Annotated in this window: 18 protein-coding genes and 12 tRNA genes; 2 read left to right on the forward strand and 28 right to left on the reverse strand. The window is 38.4% G+C overall.

Annotated elements, in window-relative coordinates; genetic code table 11:
* Positions 1-170: 170 nt before the first annotated feature.
* From J2Z82_RS17500 to J2Z82_RS17560, 13 genes are all read right to left on the reverse strand, one after another.
* A tRNA-Ile gene (locus J2Z82_RS17500) sits at positions 171-244 on the reverse strand.
* Between the two features lie 11 nt (positions 245-255).
* Positions 256-329, reverse strand: a tRNA-Gly gene (locus J2Z82_RS17505).
* A 36-nt stretch (positions 330-365) separates the two neighbouring features.
* Positions 366-442, reverse strand: a tRNA-Pro gene (locus J2Z82_RS17510).
* Between the two features lie 6 nt (positions 443-448).
* Positions 449-525 (reverse strand) — tRNA-Arg (locus J2Z82_RS17515).
* Between the two features lie 60 nt (positions 526-585).
* A tRNA-Leu gene (locus J2Z82_RS17520) sits at positions 586-668 on the reverse strand.
* 94 nt (positions 669-762) lie between these two features.
* Positions 763-844, reverse strand: a tRNA-Leu gene (locus J2Z82_RS17525).
* Positions 845-850: 6 nt separating this feature from the next.
* Positions 851-926 (reverse strand) — tRNA-Lys (locus J2Z82_RS17530).
* Positions 927-1,023: 97 nt separating this feature from the next.
* Positions 1,024-1,098 (reverse strand) — tRNA-Gln (locus J2Z82_RS17535).
* A 4-nt stretch (positions 1,099-1,102) separates the two neighbouring features.
* Positions 1,103-1,179, reverse strand: a tRNA-Asp gene (locus J2Z82_RS17540).
* 28 nt (positions 1,180-1,207) lie between these two features.
* Positions 1,208-1,279 (reverse strand) — tRNA-Glu (locus J2Z82_RS17545).
* Between the two features lie 8 nt (positions 1,280-1,287).
* Positions 1,288-1,378 (reverse strand) — tRNA-Ser (locus tag J2Z82_RS17550).
* Between the two features lie 3 nt (positions 1,379-1,381).
* A tRNA-Asn gene (locus tag J2Z82_RS17555) sits at positions 1,382-1,456 on the reverse strand.
* Positions 1,457-1,830: 374 nt separating this feature from the next.
* Positions 1,831-2,292 carry a SprT family protein gene (locus J2Z82_RS17560; protein ID WP_209482101.1) on the reverse strand — a complete coding sequence of 154 codons (462 nt, stop codon included), beginning with the start codon at positions 2,290-2,292 and terminating at the stop codon, positions 1,831-1,833.
* Positions 2,293-2,477: 185 nt separating this feature from the next.
* Here J2Z82_RS17560 and J2Z82_RS17565 point away from each other — a divergent pair, with 185 nt between their 5' ends.
* On the forward strand, positions 2,478-3,917 hold the full coding sequence (locus tag J2Z82_RS17565) for a catalase (RefSeq protein WP_209482138.1): 1,440 nt from the start codon (positions 2,478-2,480) through the stop codon (positions 3,915-3,917).
* A 55-nt stretch (positions 3,918-3,972) separates the two neighbouring features.
* Here the strand turns inward: J2Z82_RS17565 and J2Z82_RS17570 are convergent, their stop codons facing one another.
* From J2Z82_RS17570 to acpS, 15 genes are all read right to left on the reverse strand, one after another.
* Positions 3,973-6,162 (reverse strand): Tex family protein, encoded by a 2,190-nt coding sequence (locus J2Z82_RS17570; protein ID WP_209482102.1) that lies wholly within the window; start codon positions 6,160-6,162, stop codon positions 3,973-3,975.
* A 330-nt stretch (positions 6,163-6,492) separates the two neighbouring features.
* The gene (locus tag J2Z82_RS17575; protein WP_209482103.1) at positions 6,493-7,095 is read right to left on the reverse strand and encodes a SpoIIE family protein phosphatase; all 603 of its coding nucleotides are present in this window, start codon (positions 7,093-7,095) and stop codon (positions 6,493-6,495) included.
* On the reverse strand, positions 7,092-7,883 hold the full coding sequence (gene sigB, locus J2Z82_RS17580; RefSeq protein ID WP_209482104.1) for an RNA polymerase sigma factor SigB: 792 nt from the start codon (positions 7,881-7,883) through the stop codon (positions 7,092-7,094). Before sigB ends, J2Z82_RS17575 begins: the two co-directional genes overlap by 4 nt.
* Positions 7,855-8,331, reverse strand: coding sequence for an anti-sigma B factor RsbW (rsbW, locus tag J2Z82_RS17585; RefSeq protein ID WP_209482105.1), 477 nt, complete (start codon positions 8,329-8,331; stop codon positions 7,855-7,857). Before rsbW ends, sigB begins: the two co-directional genes overlap by 29 nt.
* Positions 8,318-8,662, reverse strand: a complete 345-nt coding sequence (locus J2Z82_RS17590) for an STAS domain-containing protein (RefSeq protein ID WP_209482106.1) — start codon at positions 8,660-8,662, stop codon at positions 8,318-8,320. The genes rsbW and J2Z82_RS17590 overlap by 14 nt, the downstream gene beginning before the upstream one ends.
* An 84-nt stretch (positions 8,663-8,746) precedes the next feature.
* Positions 8,747-9,757 carry a PP2C family protein-serine/threonine phosphatase gene (locus J2Z82_RS17595; protein WP_209482107.1) on the reverse strand — a complete coding sequence of 337 codons (1,011 nt, stop codon included), beginning with the start codon at positions 9,755-9,757 and terminating at the stop codon, positions 8,747-8,749.
* Between the two features lie 176 nt (positions 9,758-9,933).
* Entirely contained in the window at positions 9,934-10,335 is a 402-nt protein-coding gene (locus tag J2Z82_RS17600) for an anti-sigma regulatory factor (protein WP_209482108.1), read from the reverse strand.
* 2 nt (positions 10,336-10,337) lie between these two features.
* Positions 10,338-10,694, reverse strand: coding sequence for an STAS domain-containing protein (locus tag J2Z82_RS17605; RefSeq protein ID WP_092494230.1), 357 nt, complete (start codon positions 10,692-10,694; stop codon positions 10,338-10,340).
* A gap of 4 nt (positions 10,695-10,698) precedes the next feature.
* Positions 10,699-11,568, reverse strand: coding sequence for an RsbT co-antagonist protein RsbRA (locus J2Z82_RS17610; protein WP_209482109.1), 870 nt, complete (start codon positions 11,566-11,568; stop codon positions 10,699-10,701).
* A gap of 233 nt (positions 11,569-11,801) precedes the next feature.
* Positions 11,802-12,164, reverse strand: a complete 363-nt coding sequence (locus tag J2Z82_RS17615) for a type II toxin-antitoxin system PemK/MazF family toxin (protein ID WP_092494228.1) — start codon at positions 12,162-12,164, stop codon at positions 11,802-11,804.
* A 4-nt stretch (positions 12,165-12,168) separates the two neighbouring features.
* Positions 12,169-12,456 (reverse strand): CopG family ribbon-helix-helix protein, encoded by a 288-nt coding sequence (locus J2Z82_RS17620; protein WP_092494227.1) that lies wholly within the window; start codon positions 12,454-12,456, stop codon positions 12,169-12,171.
* Positions 12,457-12,750: 294 nt separating this feature from the next.
* Positions 12,751-13,875, reverse strand: coding sequence for an alanine racemase (gene alr, locus J2Z82_RS17625; protein WP_209482110.1), 1,125 nt, complete (start codon positions 13,873-13,875; stop codon positions 12,751-12,753).
* 103 nt (positions 13,876-13,978) lie between these two features.
* Entirely contained in the window at positions 13,979-14,995 is a 1,017-nt protein-coding gene (locus tag J2Z82_RS17630; protein WP_209482111.1) for a LolA family protein, read from the reverse strand.
* Between the two features lie 76 nt (positions 14,996-15,071).
* Positions 15,072-16,592 (reverse strand): NAD(P)H-hydrate dehydratase, encoded by a 1,521-nt coding sequence (locus J2Z82_RS17635; RefSeq protein WP_209482112.1) that lies wholly within the window; start codon positions 16,590-16,592, stop codon positions 15,072-15,074.
* 64 nt (positions 16,593-16,656) lie between these two features.
* Entirely contained in the window at positions 16,657-17,016 is a 360-nt protein-coding gene (acpS, locus tag J2Z82_RS17640) for a holo-ACP synthase (RefSeq protein WP_209482113.1), read from the reverse strand.
* A 163-nt stretch (positions 17,017-17,179) separates the two neighbouring features.
* On the opposite strand from acpS, the gene J2Z82_RS17645 reads away from it, so the two are divergent.
* Positions 17,180-17,941 (forward strand): rhomboid family intramembrane serine protease, encoded by a 762-nt coding sequence (locus J2Z82_RS17645; RefSeq protein WP_209482114.1) that lies wholly within the window; start codon positions 17,180-17,182, stop codon positions 17,939-17,941.
* Positions 17,942-18,123 lie beyond the last annotated feature (182 nt).

Raw genomic sequence — 18,123 nt, forward strand, 5'->3', positions numbered from 1 at the left:
TCGTCCTGAGCCAAGATCAAACTCTCCATAAAAGTTAGTTTGAATATGATTGACACCAATCAATCATATAATTGTCTTAGCTTTAATAATTGAAACAGGGTTTAAAAGTTTAACTTTTAACCTGTTTTCTTGACATACTGGTTGTTTTGTTCAGTTTTCAAGGAGCAAAATGGGCCTGAGTGGACTCGAACCACCGACCTCACGCTTATCAGGCGTGCGCTCTAACCAACTGAGCTACAGGCCCATAAGAAAAAATGGAGCGGGTGATGGGAATCGAACCCACGATATCAGCTTGGAAGGCTGAAGTTTTACCACTAAACTACACCCGCATATAAAATCTGTTTAAAATTCTTGTAATCTTTCGATGGTCGGGAAGACAGGATTCGAACCTGCGACCCCGTGGTCCCAAACCACGTGCTCTACCAAGCTGAGCTACTTCCCGTTAAAATGGTGCGCCCGAGAGGAGTCGAACCCCTAGCCTCTTGATCCGTAGTCAAACGCTCTATCCAATTGAGCTACGGGCGCTTCAAAGCGAGAAACTTAAATATACCATATACAGTATATAATATCAAGAAGTTTTTTTAATGCGGTCGAGAGGACTTGAACCTCCACGGGGTCGCCCCCACTAGGCCCTCAACCTAGCGCGTCTGCCATTCCGCCACGACCGCCTAATCATCATTAGTAAAAGTTGGCAAATGGGAAATAACTTATCTAAAGCACAATATAAAGTACCGGGATAATCACAGCAAAGTGAATCTTGAGTGCGGGTGGAGGGACTTGAACCCCCACGTCGTAAAACACTAGATCCTAAATCTAGCGCGTCTGCCAATTCCGCCACACCCGCAAAAAGTGGTGAGCCATGGAGGATTCGAACCTCCGACCCTCTGATTAAAAGTCAGATGCTCTGCCAGCTGAGCTAATGGCTCATAATATGAGTGTTTTTTAATTATAGTGAGCGTTCATTAAACTCCTCGTTTTGAAGGATTGTTCTGCGACGCTACACTTTCTTAATCCATAAAAAAATGGCTGGGCTACCAGGATTCGAACCTGGGAATCACGGGATCAAAACCCGATGCCTTACCGCTTGGCTATAGCCCAACAGTGGCGGTCCGGACGGGACTCGAACCCGCGACCTCCTGCGTGACAGGCAGGCATTCTAACCAACTGAACTACCGGACCCAACCGATTTATTTATTAAAGTATAAGATGACCCGTACGGGATTCGAACCCGTGTTACCGCCGTGAAAGGGCGGTGTCTTAACCACTTGACCAACGGGCCATAAAAAATGGCGGAGAAGGAGGGATTTGAACCCTCGCGCCGCTCACGCGACCTACACCCTTAGCAGGGGCGCCCCTTCAGCCACTTGGGTACTTCTCCTGATGGCTCCACAGGTAGGAATCGAACCTACGACCGATCGGTTAACAGCCGATTGCTCTACCGCTGAGCTACTGTGGAATAATTTAAAGTATTTATATTTGCTCGTCTTGTTGAAAGGTTATTCGATGAGCAAGCGCTCCTCGCAGACCTGCACATGATACCTTATTCAGTGATGCATGCGGTCAGCTACTGCGGAAAAATTTAAAGTATTTATCAATGTAATTCATAATTTGAAATGTAATTCCAAATAATTGCGACGAAAAATACTATACAATATCTTGCGTTTAATGTCAACAAGTTTCAATAGAATAAATAATCAAGTCGACACGTTTTTTTAAGCCTTATTTAATTTAACACGTAGGGCATTTTTCGTCAATCTATTCTATGAAAATTTTATCTGTACCTTATTATATCAAACAAGCTGAAGTTTTTTAATTTCAATCTGTTAAACCTTAACTGGTTCTTTTCATTACTAATTTACCTCTGCATTTTCCGCATCTGTATTTATTAACATCTATCCGTCGAGTGCGTTTGTATACGCGAGAACAGTTATTACATATATAGATATGTTTATTTTGTTTTAGAGTGGAAGGAAGTGGCTGACAATGCCGTGGTGAGCCTGTAACTTTCAATAAATTCTTGAAGTCTCTATCACCATGCTTATACCCCTTTCCTTCTATATGAAGATGGTAATGGCAGAGTTCGTGTTTTATGATACCTATTACTTCCTTTTCCCCCATTTCCATAGAGTACTTCGGATTTAACTCAATTACTCTTTTAGAAGGTACATACCTCCCGCCTGTAGTTCTAAGCCGGTTATTATATCTGATTCTATCTTTAAACGATTTATGAAAATGTTTTAATGATAATTCATTTACCAATTCGTATAGTCCTTTTTCACTTAATAACTTCATATAATCATCCCTAACGTATTAAAACAACACTATTTTATCATAGATTTAGAACTTTTAATATCCGAGGCTTAATTAAAATAATTGTAATTAAACATTGATTTTTGATAGTATTATATTATAATTGAATATGAGATTAATATTGTAAAAGGAGAGGTGTTCAGTAAGTGAGTAATGAAAAGAAAAGAATGACAACAGCTTCTGGTGCTCCAGTTGGGGATAACCAGAATTCAATTACTGCAGGTAATCGAGGTCCAACATTAATTCAGGATGTTCACCTTTTAGAAAAACTAGCACACTTTAATAGAGAACGTGTACCTGAGCGTGTAGTACATGCAAAAGGCGCTGGGGCACATGGTTATTTTGAAGTAACAAACGATCTTTCAAAATACACTAAAGCAGCATTCTTAAGTGAAGTCGGGAAACGTACACCAATGTTTATTCGTTTTTCAACAGTTGCAGGTGAACTTGGCTCAGCAGATACAGTACGTGATCCACGTGGCTTCGCAGTTAAGTTTTACACAGAAGAAGGTAACTATGATTTAGTTGGTAACAACACACCAATCTTCTTCATTCGGGATGCTATTAAGTTCCCTGACTTTATTCACACACAAAAACGTAACCCTAAGACACACTTGAAAGACAAAAATGCTGTTTGGGATTTCTGGTCATTATCACCAGAATCACTGCATCAAATCACATACTTACATGGTGATCGTGGTATTCCGGCAACATTCCGTCACATGAATGGATATGGAAGCCACACTTTCAAATGGGTAAATGACAAAGGTGAAGCATTCTGGGTAAAATACCACTTCATTAGTGAACAAGGTGTAAAAGGTTTAGATGAAGATGTAGCAGGCCAAATTGCTGGAGAAAACCCAGACTACCATGTGGAAGACCTATACAACTCCATTGATAAAGGTGACTTCCCAGCATGGAAACTATATGTACAAATTATGCCGTATGAAGACGCAAAAACATATAGATTTGACCCATTCGATGTTACCAAGGTATGGTCTCAAAAAGACTATCCACGCATCGAAGTAGGTCGTATGGTCCTTGACCGTAATCCTGAAAATTATTTTGCTGAAGTAGAGCAAGCTGCATTCTCACCAGGTAACTTTGTACCAGGAATTGAAGCTTCTCCGGACAAAATGCTGCAAGGAAGACTGTTTGGTTACTCTGATGCTCACCGTTACCGTATTGGTGCCAACCATCAGGAATTACCAATCAACCGTCCGGTTAACGAAGTAAATAACAACCAATACGATGGACAAATGCGCTATAGTAATGGCAGTGGTTCGGTTAATTATGAACCCAACAGTTATGATACTGAGCCAAAGGAAGACCCAGCTTCAAAAATTAGTCCGTTTGAAGTTTATGGAGAGGCTGACAGTGTGTCATATGACAGTGATGACCATTATACTCAAGCAGGAGATTTATATCGATTAATGAGTGCAGATGAAAAAGACCGTCTCATTGATGCTTTTGTAGGTCATATGAAGCCTGTAGACAAAGATGAAATCAAATTACGTCAAATTGAACACTTCTATAAAGCAGATCCTGAATGGGGCGAAAGAATCGCAAGTGGTTTAGGATTATCTGTTCCAGAAGGCGTTAAATAGGTACAGTTAACCAAAAAACAGCTGATTATCTTTTTTGATAATCAGCTGTTTTTATTTACCCTTTATTTTCAATCATTGATAGTGCGATACGACCTTTGTCAACATCAATCTGCTCAACCCATACCGTTACGACATCACCTACTGATGCGATATCCATCGGGTGTTTAACAAATTTGTTTGCCATTTTTGAGATATGAACAAGTCCATCCTGCTTTACTCCAATATCTACAAAAACTCCAAAGTCTACTACGTTTCTTACTGTGCCTTGCATTTCCATCCCGGGTTTTAGATCTTCCATACTCAATACATTCTGTTTCAGTAATGGTTTAGGCAGATCATCACGAGGGTCACGTTCCGGACGACCTAATGCATTCATAATATCCATTAATGTAGGTTCGCCAATCTCCAATTGTTCAGCTATCTCTTTTTTATCCAATTCATTAAATCTATCTCGCAGTGTATTTGAGCCGATATCTTCAAGCTCGCAACCAATTATTTTTAAAAGTTTCTTTGTGTGTGCATAACTTTCAGGGTGTATCGGAGTCCTGTCCAGTGGATTTTCACCATCCAGAATCCGTAAAAAGCCTATCCCCTGTTCATAGGTTTTAGCACCTAAGCGAGGAATCTTTTTTAATTGCTTACGATTAACGAATTTCCCTTCCTCATTACGTTGGTTCACAATATTATTTGCTACTGTCTTACTTAGACCTGCAACATATTGTAAGAGTGAAGTGGAAGCAGTATTAACATTAACACCTACTTGGTTAACCGCTGTTTCTACGACAAATGTCAGCGATTCATTAAGCGACTTTTGGCTCACATCATGTTGATATTGTCCAACTCCAATTGATTTTGGATCAATTTTCACAAGTTCAGCTAGTGGATCTTGGACCCGTCGCGCTATAGACGCTGCACTACGCTCTTCAACCTTCAAATCAGGAAATTCTTCACGTGCCAGTTTCGAAGCAGAATACACACTTGCTCCTGCTTCATTGACTATGATATAAGGTATATCCAAGGTGTGCTTTCCAATCACATCTGCAATAAATTGTTCCGTCTCCCTTGAAGCAGTACCATTTCCTATTGCAATCAGTTCGATACCAAACTTATTGATAAACTCCATCACAATCTTTTCAGCACCCGCTGTATCATGTTTAGGTGCAGTTGGATAGATTACACTTACTTCATGAACCTTTCCTGTTTCATCCACCACAGAAAGTTTACAGCCTGTTCGATAAGCTGGATCAACCCCAAGAACAGTCTTCCCCTTTAATGGTGGTTGCAGTAACAGGTTTTTTAGATTTTTGGCAAAAACAGATATTGCCTGTTCTTCAGCTTTTTCAGTTAAGCTATTACGAATTTCACGTTCTATCGATGGCTGGATCAATCGTTTATAACTATCCTCAATAGTATTTTGCAAAATCTGCGCAGATTCCGAGTTGCCTTTATCTGATATTACTTTTTTCTGGAGATACTCGAGCACCCGCTCAGTTGGGGGCTGAACTGCCACCTTTAGCACATCTTCTTTTTCCCCGCGATTTAATGCTAAAATACGATGTGACACCATTGAGCGAATGGCTTCATCATAATCATAGTACATTTCGTAGACGCCTTTTTCGTCCTTCTCCGTTTTTTTTGCTTCTGCATGTATGGTACCGCGTTTAAAGGTTTCCTCACGAATAAAATCACGGTACTCTGGATCATCTGATATCCACTCAGCAATTATATCGTTAACACCTGTTAATACATCTTCTACTGTATTTAGTTCATGCTCCTCTGAAAAATAGGACTTAGCTTCTGCAGAAATGTTGGTTAATTCTTGCTTCCAGACAATTTCAGCTATCGGTTCAAGTCCTTTTTCTTTAGCAATTGTTGCCTTTGTTCGGCGTTTTTGTTTATATGGTCGGTATAAATCCTCCACGCGTTGTAATTGTGTGGCTTGTGTAATATCACGTTCGAGTTCTTCTGTTAGTTTCCCCTGTTCATCAATTAGTCGAATTACTTCTTGTTTACGTTCAGCTAGATTAACAGCATATTGATATTTGTCATGAATCAATTTGATCTGGACTTCATCAAGACCACCTGTTACTTCTTTTCGATAACGTGCAATAAATGGTACGGTGTTACCTTCATCCATTAATGCGATTACTTTTTTTACGGTAGCATTATTTACTTCAGTTTCCTTTGCCACCCATTGTTCTAATTCAATTGACACAATCGGCTCCTCCTTTATGTACGAACTCATTTTATCAAAAAAAGACCTAAAAGTACAAAAGCGCAAGCGCCTGTTCAGCACCGCATGGACTGTGCTCAGCGCTGCGGGTAGGTCGACGTTGCCACAGGATGTGGTGGTTTTAGTCGAACATCCTTTATTTCTTATCGTAGACACGGGGAGGGAAGTCCACTAGGCGCTAGGCGCTGGCCGGTGAGAACGCCACGTCCTGTGGCGTCACCGGCACTAGTACGTCCTGTACGTCGGAGCTGGACGTCGCTGATTCGGAAGTCCAGTTATCCAGAGCACTTAAATTTTATAATTTCCTAAACAATGAAAAAGACCGGCATTTTTAAAGCCGGCCTAATCCTCATAACGCATTGCGATTAAAGTTGTATCATCGCTTCTAGCTGTTCCATCAATGTGTTTTGCATAAGCATTCGTAACTTGGTTTACATCCTTACTCAATAAGAACCGTTGCGATAGCTCAGCATCTGATACACCATCTGAGAACATTATTAGATTCGTTTTTGGTTCCAGTCTGCCTGTCACAACTTTGAAAGGTCTGTGATAACCAGCAAGAAAACCTGAATTAGGTATATTCCTCTTTGTGTTGCCATTCTCAGTAATGGTTATCATCCCAATATTTCCTATAGATGAATACGAGTAGCTACGCGTGTGAAAATCGATTTTGATAATTCCTATTACGGCCCCTCGCTTACCAGATAATTGCTGATTACTCCTCTTTATCAACTGTTCGACAGTTGTATCAATGTTACTTTTAATAATATCAATTACGATTTGAGAAGATTCTTTGGCTAATTCACCACTACCTAATCCATCTGCTAAAGCACATACAAATTCATTTTCTGTTTCTGTATAGAAATAGCTATCACCACAATAATACTGACCTTTTTTTGCTTTTTGGTAAATAGCTACTTCTACATTATTCTCTTTCGTACTCAATCAAAAACCTCCGCACTCTCTGTCTTTAATGCCTCACGTAGTTTTCTTAAAGAACGGCGCTGGAGTCGTGAAACGTGCATCTGTGAAATACCAAGTAATTCTCCGGTTTCTTTTTGACTCAGGTTATCAAAATAGGTACATCGTAATATTTGTTGTTCTCGCTCAGATAAAACTGGTAAAATTTTCTCAAGTAACATTCGCTGATCTACATTTTCGTAGCCATTTTCATCATTACCAACTAAATCAAGAATGGCTACTGTACTTCCATCAGAGTCAGCTTCAATTTTCCGGTCAACGGAAAGCGCCTTATAGCTTTTGCCCATTTCCATCGTTTCCAAAATGTCTTCTTCAGAAACTTCTAAATAAGCAGCTATCTGCTTAACTGATGGTGAATCCTGATTTTCAGTAGTTAGCTCATCAACAGCTTTCTTAATCTTGGGTCCTAGTTCCTTGATACGGCGTGGTACATGAACACTCCAGGTCTTATCACGGATAAAACGTTTTATTTCTCCGATGATAGTTGGAATTGCGAAGGATTCAAATGATTTACCAAAAGAAGCATCATACCTTCTGATAGCAGCAAGTAATCCAATCATGCCGACCTGCGCAAGGTCTTCGTGTATATTGCTGTTTTTCGAATACTTTCTGGCAATTGATTCCACAAGATCGGTATATGCGAGCACAACTTTTTCCTGTGTTTCTTTATCATCCGGGTCCTGTTGAAGGTGCTCAATCCATTGGTATACCTCACCTTTACCCTTATTGTCTTGTTGAGATCTGGTCGTCATCTAGACCCACCTCAGCTTCATTAAGGTACTTTGTCATTAACACAATCACACCATAGTTATTATTAATTTCAACTTTGTCCATTAATGCATCAATTAAGAAAAGCCCAAAGCCGCCTTCACGTAAATTCTCAACAGGCTCTGAGTTCTTGTATGGGCCGATTCCTCCTTTAATTTGATTTAAATTAAAGCTGCCACCATGATCGGCTACCATAACTTCAAGACGGTTTTCATACACGCCAAATCCAACAGTTATTTCCCCATTGTCTTCTTCAGAATAAGCGTGATCAACAGCATTTGTAATTGCTTCCGAAATAGCCACTTTTAAATCTTCTATATCTTCGTAGGTAAAACCCATTCTGTTAGCTATTCCTGATATACTTAGTCGGACAACGCCAACATACTCTGCTTTAGCAGGAACCTTCATTTCAATAAAATCAAATTTGTCCATTTTGATTCCCACCTCTAATTGCAGTAGTTATGTCTATAATTTCGTCCAAACCAGTAATTTTGAATAAACGTAAAACACGATTCTGCAGATTCACCAATTTTAAATGACTATTATTTTCTTTTGTTGATTTTAAAGCACTTATAAAAACACCAAGACCAGTACTATCCATATAATTAACGTCTTCAAGGTCCACTTCTACTAGTTGATTATCAATTCTGGTAAGTGGTAATAAAGACTCTTTTAACTGCGGTGCTGTATAAGCATCAATTTCGCCTATTAAGCTAACAATAGACTTTTCATTTTCTTCTGCAACATCAACCTTTAAGTTCATCTCCATCCTCCTTGAATTAACATATCTATTTATATATAAAATTCTTTTTTAGTAACAAAGTACTATACCCAAAACAGAAAAAGATTAAACTTCTTTTCGTAAAACAATTAAAGTAAAGTCATCGCGTAATTGAAAGTTCTGCAAACGTTCGAAGTGCTTATACACACCATTAACAAGTTCCTGAGCCGTTAAATGGGCATATTGTTTAATAACATCCAGCACTTCTTCACTTTCAATAAAGCTATCGCCTTGCCTGCACTCTGTAACTCCATCAGTTAACAGAATAATCATGTCACCTTTATTAATGATACGCTCATACTGCTTGTAATTAGTATCTGCGGAAACACCGAGTACAAGCCCCTTCGTTTCTATCTCTTCAAAAGTATTACTTTCTGCATCATAATAAAACCCGGGTTCATGTCCTGCTGAGGAGTACCGGAGTTTACTCTCAGCTGGGAGATATTGTGCATAGAACATCGTAATGAACATACTTGGATCAACATTTCGTTCAACAACACGGTTTAAATTTTTTAAAATCGATTTTGGGCTCATTGTTGCTTCCGGAAAACTGTCCATCGAGTATTTAATCATGGACATACATAATGCAGCTGGTATACCTTTACCAATAACATCCGCAACAGCTATCCCAAGTGAACCATCCTTGCCTTTAATAAAATGATGGTAATCACCATTCATTTGATGTGCCGGAACACTTATGACACCCACATCCAAATCATCAATAACAGGTTTAGTAGTAGCAAGCAACGTATCCTGCATACCTGCAGCGACAGAAATTTCCGATTTCAGTTCGGATTGCTGTTCCCTTAATGTCTGATACTCCTGATGTGCCACCCCATAAGAAATCATCGTTTCCAATAAGAAATCCATGGAATGTCGAATGTGGTCTGGAATTTCATCGTAAAGTTCTGTTAGTGCCTGGATATGAAAATTTACTATTTCTTCTGGGGGGATGTTATTTTTAATGAATGTCTTACTAATTTGTTCAGCCCCATAAAGTGATTGTTCATCTTGTGTATTAATGTAATGCCTTAATAGTTCTTTATAGTTAACTGCATCCAATTTTAGGGCATCCATACATTCGTTCCTCCCTGTAATATACTTTCTACAATGTTAAAAGGAGAGATTTTATTTATATTCTCCCCCTTTTTTTAAGCAGTTAAGAAAGTATGAATTCTTTCTTATTGCATATGTGCAACTAATGCTATCGCCACAAAGTTTGACGATTAACCAAGTTATCTATCTATTTATTATTATCTTACCCATTTAATAGCTCTGATTTCTGTTCCCTTTTCATCTTCTGATCTTATATCAAACTCGTCCACTAGTCTTTTAACTCCGGGAAGTCCAGCGCCAAGTCCTCCAGATGTTGAATAACCATCCTCCATTACTTGGCTGATATCCTTAATTCCTGGGCCGCTATCTACGGAAATAATGCCCATTCCCTTGTGGTCAATATTATCAATCACTTCAAAGCAAATCTTTCCATTATCAGTATATAAATATATATTTCGAGCTAACTCAGATATCGCTGTCGCAATACGTGCCTGGTCAACTGTACCAAATCCGATTTTCCTTGCTATGTCGCGACCAAGCTGACGCGCAGCTACAATATCCCACTCTTTTTGAATAGTAACACAGGATTGGAGATCCATACTCATTCCCCCAATTCCTGATGCAGTTTTACCAAGCCCTGCTCCAGATCTAATGCAGTTGGGACATTTCTTAAATGAATTCCCAAATCAATTAATGTCATAGCAACTGCAGGCTGGATTCCTGTCAATACTACTTTTGCCCCCATAAGATCTGACATTGTAACGACATCACCTAATACCTTGGCAATAAATGAGTCAATTACTTCTACAGATGTTAGGTCAATTACTACTCCCGATGAACCACTTTTGTGAATTTTGTCCAACAAATCTTCCTGGAACTGTATTGCTGTATTATCATCAATCTCTGTTTGAATTGAGATTAATAAATAGTTGTGTAATTTTAAAATAGGTATCCGCACACTATCACTCCTTACCAATGGATTCAATCATGTCTTCAATTTTCTGATCTTCGATATTCATATCGACTACTTTTCTGTTTGTAATTTCAAGTGCTGTTGTAAATCCTTTTTTCAGCGAGCTTTTGGTAGGGAATTTACCTAGATCAATTCCAAGATTTACAATAGTTTGTGCAATCTCAGGACGAATACCTACAAGAATGCATGTTGATCCTATTAATCGTACCGCTTCTGCTGCCTGAATAATGTGATGGGCAACCATCGTATCAACAACAGGGACGCCTGTAATATCCATTAGAACAACCTCTGAATTATGTTTCATTACACCCTCAAGTAAGTTTTCCATGATTAACTTCGCACGTTCAGTGTCGATCGTTCCAATCAAAGGCATAACCGTAATATTATCCATAACGGGAATTAATGGTGCAGACAATTCCTGAAGTGCAACACGCTGCAGCGAAACAATATGTTCCCAGCTACCTGAATACTCATTTACCAATTGTCGAATTATCGGTTCAGTCCAGGCATCTACACTCTTCAAGACCTGCGAGATATAATTTGAATCGACCTGTTCAGACTGACTGAGAATGAAGTCAACTGTTACTCGTCTAAAAACTTGTAAGCCATCTGTTATATAACTTAACGGCCAACCTAAATTTATCAGCTTTTCAGAAAAGTCCTCCAGATGTTTGGTAGAACCTTGATCTTTAATACTTTTAAAAATAACATTCACAAATTCTCTATTGGTACTCTCAAATAATTCATCTGATACATTCGAAGTATAATTTCCATTTTTTAAAGAATCAATTTCACCTATCCACATATTAACTATTGAATCACTGTTTTCTAAAGCAATTTTTTTAAACTTTTGGTCCATTAGTTTACCTCCTGCTACCACATAAATCAATTTTGTTGAGTTAATTTTTATAAAATTCTATATATATTAATAATACCATTTAAGTTAGGTTTTATCATGGGGATTTATTTTTTTCAAGAAAGATGTATTTTATTGCTGTATATTGTAACATAAAATCGAAAAATAAATGTTTATTCTACTCCATATACTCTACAACAAAAAATACCCCTGCTTCACTCATCGGGAAGGGGGTATCATGATTGATCATACATTTCCTTAAGTCCTAGACTTATTTCCAATGCTTTATCAATTTTTTCCATCATTTTATTATCTAATTTTGTTATTTTATCCGTTAAGCGTTGTTTATCTAACGTTCTAATTTGTTCTAGCAATATGACCGAATTACGATCAAACCCATACCGTTTTGCGTTTATCTCCACATGTGTAGGAAGCTTGGCCTTTTGAATCTGCGCAGTAATCGCAGCCACAATAACCGTTGGGCTAAATCTGTTTCCGATATCATTTTGCAGGATCAATACCGGGCGTATGCCTCCCTGTTCTGATCCAACCACAGGGGATAAGTCAGCGAAATATACTTCGCCTCTTTGAACGATCAAATGCTTACACCCCGATCACAGAGCGCTCTAGGGTGTTTTTTTCAGCCTCCTCTTCAGCTTGAAAAGCTTCGGAAGCAATTGTTAGATTAATTCTGGCCATTTCTTCGTATCCTTGCTGCATAGATTCGCGAAATTGTTGAATATGCTCATCTTTCTTATGTTCCAGATAGTTTCTTGTAGCTTGACATATGAAATCACTGAAATCACTATTTTCATATTTCATTAATCCATCCACCTCATTTAATAGGTTTTTTGGTAATCGTACTAAGATCTCTTGTAAGCTCTCTGACAAAACCATACACCTCCGCCAACTGTTGAACGACCACTATTTAACTCTTTTTTAATAATATCATTGTAGCCCAAGGTTTGCAAAGGTATATAAAAAAATTTTAAATAAAAAATAAAGATTTTTGTTTAAAAGTTCAGAAAGCATAATTACTTACTGCATTATTCCTGCTAATACTTTCTCCTCTAACCGTGTCGAAAGGTCAAGTTCCATGAAAATTATTTCTTTGTGGTATATATATTTTATTTTGAGATAATTATATTATGCCAATTCTTGCCCCAAAAAAATAAAAGTGTTGTCTCATTTTTCTTTATGGCATCTTGGTACACGATTGGTTATCATGCAAGGTATCTCATAATTTATCGTTTCCAAATGTGCTGCAATTTCATCTATTTCGATTTCTTCATTCTCCTGCTTCCCTATTAGCGTTACCTTTGTACCTACCGGATATTCACCATCCATCTTTATCATGGTCTGATCCATACATATTCTTCCTACAATAGGCATTCGCTTTCCGTCTATTAATACGTCAATTCCTTGTAGTTTACGGATCCATCCATCGGCATAACCAATGGGTATTGTTCCAATCCACTCATCTTTTGATGCTATATGTGTTGCGCCATAACTAATCGATTCTCCACTCGCAATTTTCTTAGCATGAATTAATCGGCTATTTAAGGAGAAAGCAGGCTTCAAGTCAATATTACGTTCTCTTTTCACTATTTCTGATGGATATAGACCATACATAGCGATACCAAATCTAATATAGTGATACATATTTTCAGGGAAACGGATAGAAGCTGCGCTATTACCGACATGGATTATTATAGATTCTTTCCAAATAGTGTTGAATACATGTAATAGTTGTTCAAAACGCGCTTGTTGCACTTCAAAGTAGGATAAATCAGGTTCATCAGCTGTAGCAAAATGTGTATATATTCCTGTCAGATTTATACGCTGTTCGCCCTGTAATTCGTCGACTATCTCCTTTAGCTCATCCGTTGTACGTATGCCGACTCTGCCCATACCTGTATCCCATTTCATATGCAGCTTCAATGGATGACTTAATGGGAAATCTTTCACTTCACGAAGCCAATCTTTCTGAAAAAAGGTCAGCGTAATATCGTGCTCAGCTGCTAATGGAGTATCTTTTGGAGAAACTCTTCCAAAGACTAAAATCGGTGCTTTAATATTAGCATTGCGTAATACCAGGGCTTCCTCCAGCAATGCGACCGCTAGCATACTAGCACCTGCTTCTAATGCTTTTCTAGCAACTTCTACACCACCATGACCGTATGCATCAGCCTTCACTACTGCCATCACGTTGCTATGTTGAGGTAGCTTCTGCTTAATTTGTTCAACATTATAAGCGATTGCATCCAGATTTATCTCAGCCCATGTATCTCGATATATTGCGTCTGCCACGGCAGAAATCCCCCTCTTCTATGTATTATCTATATCTTATCTTATTATTTTAAAAATAAAAAGCAGACCCCCTCTCCTTATGAGCCTGCTTGCTACTATTCATTTACTTCACTTCTTTGCCTTGAACGGATTTTGCTACTTCAATTAACTCTTCTTTATTTAACTCATCACTGGCCAAGATGAAGTTCATCCCGTTATTGCTCCACTCTATTGTATTTCCGGAAAGTGCACCAATTGAGTGTCCAAGATTCACTATCTCACCATCTACTACTTGCGGAGAAGACATAGTTGGTAATACTTCCATTTTTTCTTCAATCAGCGTGAAGTTCTTTTCACCAGAAAATGTCATGATTACACGTTGACCATTTTCAAGTTCTACTTCTTTTTGTGCAACTAATTCAGAACCGGCCATATTCAGCGGAAATACCACTGTAAACGCATCCGCTTCTCCATCACCAGAAACAGGTGCATCTGTTAGTCCGCTTGTCATATTCTTTTCCATTGAAAAATCGTCATCATTAAAGGTTGGATCTGTACTAAATTCAGAAAAGTTTACTTCAACTAAAGCCTTTTTGTCTTTATCCAATACCTTCACCATAACTGGTGTATATGATTTTTTATCAAAATAGATTTCTTGATATGGAAGATTATTGTTACTTTGATAATTTGTCTTAGTTTCGAAAATATAATAATTATCGCTTACCTTAAAAGAAGCTTCCTTATCTTTCATAACATCATTCACAAGTGATTGATAAAGATACGGCTGACTTCCGTTCTCAGGCCATTCTTTTTGAAATTTGAAGCTTTTGTTTAACGCAGGGGACAGAACAAATACCCCGTCTTCATTTTTCAGGATAATTTGGCTGCCTTTTTTATCCTGATCATTCGTTAATTCGACACGATAGAAATCTTTTTTCTTATGCCAGATGTTTATATTGTACTTCTGATCTTCCTGTCCAGTATTCATTTTCATTTCGGCCTTTGCTTTATATCCATTCATTGCCTCTAGCTTGGATTCTAATTTCTCAACAACATCCTCCTGGGATTTTTCACCACAGGCTGCAAGTACAAGGATTAAGCCGAAGACAATTACCATCCAAATCCCAAACATTTTTTTCATGGACATATCTCCCTTGTCTCATTTCACTCTTTGAACGAGCTACGGACTTGACAGGAGGAAAAGCTATTGTCACAAATCAAACTTCAAGTGTACGATATACCTCAGCGATACCATCAATTACATCGGAAGCCATTAAATCATATACAGAGTTCTCTTCTGCCACTAGTATATCAGCAGATTTACCATGGACAAAGCATGCATTGCAAAGTGCTTCAAATATACTTTGTTTTTGCATTACCATTGCCAGAATGATCCCAGATAGCACATCACCACTTCCACCCTTGGCTAAACCCGCATTTCCAGTTCTATTTACAGATTGTTTTCCTGACGGCGTCGTAACAATAGTAAATTTCCCTTTTAATACGACATAAACATGGTATTTTTCTGCAAATACCTTTGAATATGCGAAAGGCTTGACCAAAAGCTCAGGTACGGAAATATCCAAAAGCATGGCCATTTCACCCGGATGCGGCGTTATGATAGTTGGGCCTTTTCTATTACTGACCAAATCAAAGAGCGGCTTTAAATGGTATAAACCATCTGCATCCACAATAAGCGGACATGTTGCTTCTTCCACCATTTGTCTGACTAGATTACCAGTAACTTGTTGCCGGCCCATTCCCATACCAAGTGCTACGGCATCAAAGCTCTTAAATGGTATAGAGATCTCATCATTCAAACTACCGTTCGTCTCGCCTAGCTTCAGGTAAGTAGCCTCCATACAGTGTGATGCAGCTACAGGAATGACTTTTTCAGTTGTACCTGCTGTAATTAACCCAGCGCCAGCACGTAATGCTGCTCTAACAGTCATTGCAATCGACCCTGGCATTTCCGCATTGCCGCCAACTACCAGTCCTCTTCCATGATTCCCTTTATGGGCATCTGTTTCTCGCTTAGGCATGCTTTGTCTGAACAGCTCCTCCGTCCAGCTAATCCGTTTGATGTTATTTTGCAAAGCGTCTAACGGCAACCCAATTGAGACAGTATCCCACTTTCCGTAGAAAGATGCAGTATGTTGCAGAAATGCACTTGCTTTAGCTGCTTCTACAATCACAGTATAGTCGGCTTGTACCGATTGAAAATCACGTAACCCCTCATCGGCCGGAAGCCCTGATGGTATGTCAACAGAAATTACAAGGTTAGATGTGTCATTTATAATGGATACTATTTCAGCAATTGGATTACGGAGCATTCCACTCGTACCTATCCCTAAAATCGCATCAACAATTACATCTGAGTCCCGGATCAGCTCATATACTTCTGAAGGTTGTTGGCTAACAATTACAGTTCCTCCAAACGATAGAAGTAAGTTTTTGTGGAAAAGTGCATCCCCTGTGATTTTTTGATTTGGCACCACCTGTACAACGGATATGTGATAGCCTTTGTTTAACAATGTCCTCGCTACAACAAATCCATCACCACCATTATTCCCACTGCCTGTTAGAATGCAAATGTGATCTGGCTTCTCAATAATAGATTCTATTTTTCCTGAAATAGCCCTTCCTGCATTCTCCATTAATAACTTTCCATCCATCCCGATTTCGTTCATGGTATATCGATCGATATCGTACATTTCATTCGCGGTGACAATAAACACTTTGTTCCCTCCTACCCGCACTAAAATATATGAGACAACCCTAACAATTATGCAGAATCCCCTATTAGTTGTTTTCAATTACTACATGTGCGACCGCATAATCTCTACTATGCGTAATAGAAATAAAAATAGTACTGTCCTGAAATTGCCTTACTTTTATTCCTGGAGCACCATTATCATCTGCAACTACTTCTATATCCTGAAAGCTTAATTCACCAAAACCTTTACCGGTTGCTTTTGCGAAGGCTTCTTTGGCAGCAAATCTTCCGGCAAGATATTCGACTTTTCTTCTCTTATTCGTTAATTGGTCAAAAAATGTCTTCTCATTTTGTGTTAGTATCCTTTCTTCAAGACGCCCACTTCTTTCCATACTTTTTTGAATTCTATCCAATTCAATTATGTCAATTCCAATACCTTTTATCATAATTATTTCTAACCCTTCTACATGTATAATGCATATCGATATATTTATTTAAGGACTTTTAGTAAAATTATAATGGTCATATGAAGTACTAAAGTTCACTAAAATAATTACATAAACATCTTTTTAATTTCCAGACAAAAAATTCTTGTAAGGAGGTAAGCCATTGTTCATCCGCACAGAAAGAAGTATTAAAGAATTTATTCAGTCTTATCCGATAGTCGCAGGACTTATAATCATCCACCTTGTCCTATGGCTGATTACAGATTTCTTACCTTTCCCTATTGGTGATCAATTAGATAGTTGGGGTAAAGGTAACAACTTTTATATCAGTCAAGGTGAATACTGGCGTTTACTCACATCAATCTTCCTTCATGCTGGTCTTATGCATGCTGTCTTTAATTCATTTGCACTTGTCCTATTTGGACCAGCGCTGGAACAGATGCTTGGTAAATACAAATTTATATTCGCATACATCGGAGCAGGTCTGGCAGGGAATCTTGCAACATACTTTCTGACACCTACTGTATATTATGAGTATGTTGGAGCCTCCGGTGCAGTCTATGGATTATTTGGAATCTATATTTACATGGTAGCATTCAGAAAGCATTTAATCGACCAGGCAAACTCACAAATCATCATGACTATTTTTATCATTGGGTTAGTTATGACATTTATCCAGCCAGGAATAAATATTTACGCACATATTTTCGGGTTTATCGGTGGCTTTGCATTAGCACCACTGGTGTTATCAAAAGCCCAACCATTCTCTCCATGGCGAAACAGACGATATCGGGACGATGATTCAATACAGTTTAACCCAAACCGCTGGAAAAAAAGACGTATACCCAAGAAAGTATATGCCAAAATTCTTTGGGGCTTTCTTGGAATTTTGATTATACTTGGCCTGATAGGCAGAATATTTTAGGAAAAATTAAGAATACGTGGCTGGGACAAAAGTATTTAGTCAAAGTAAAATCCGAACTATATTCAAAATTCTTGAAACAGAATTCGAATTAGTTCGGATTTTTGCAGTTAAGAATGTATAACTACTTTCTTACTGCATAAGTACAACTAGGCATTCACCAAAAGGGTTGGTGAATGCCTAGT

It is taken from the genome of Virgibacillus litoralis, from assembly GCF_017873675.1.
Classification (GTDB): Bacteria; Bacillota; Bacilli; order Bacillales; family Amphibacillaceae; genus Lentibacillus; species Lentibacillus litoralis.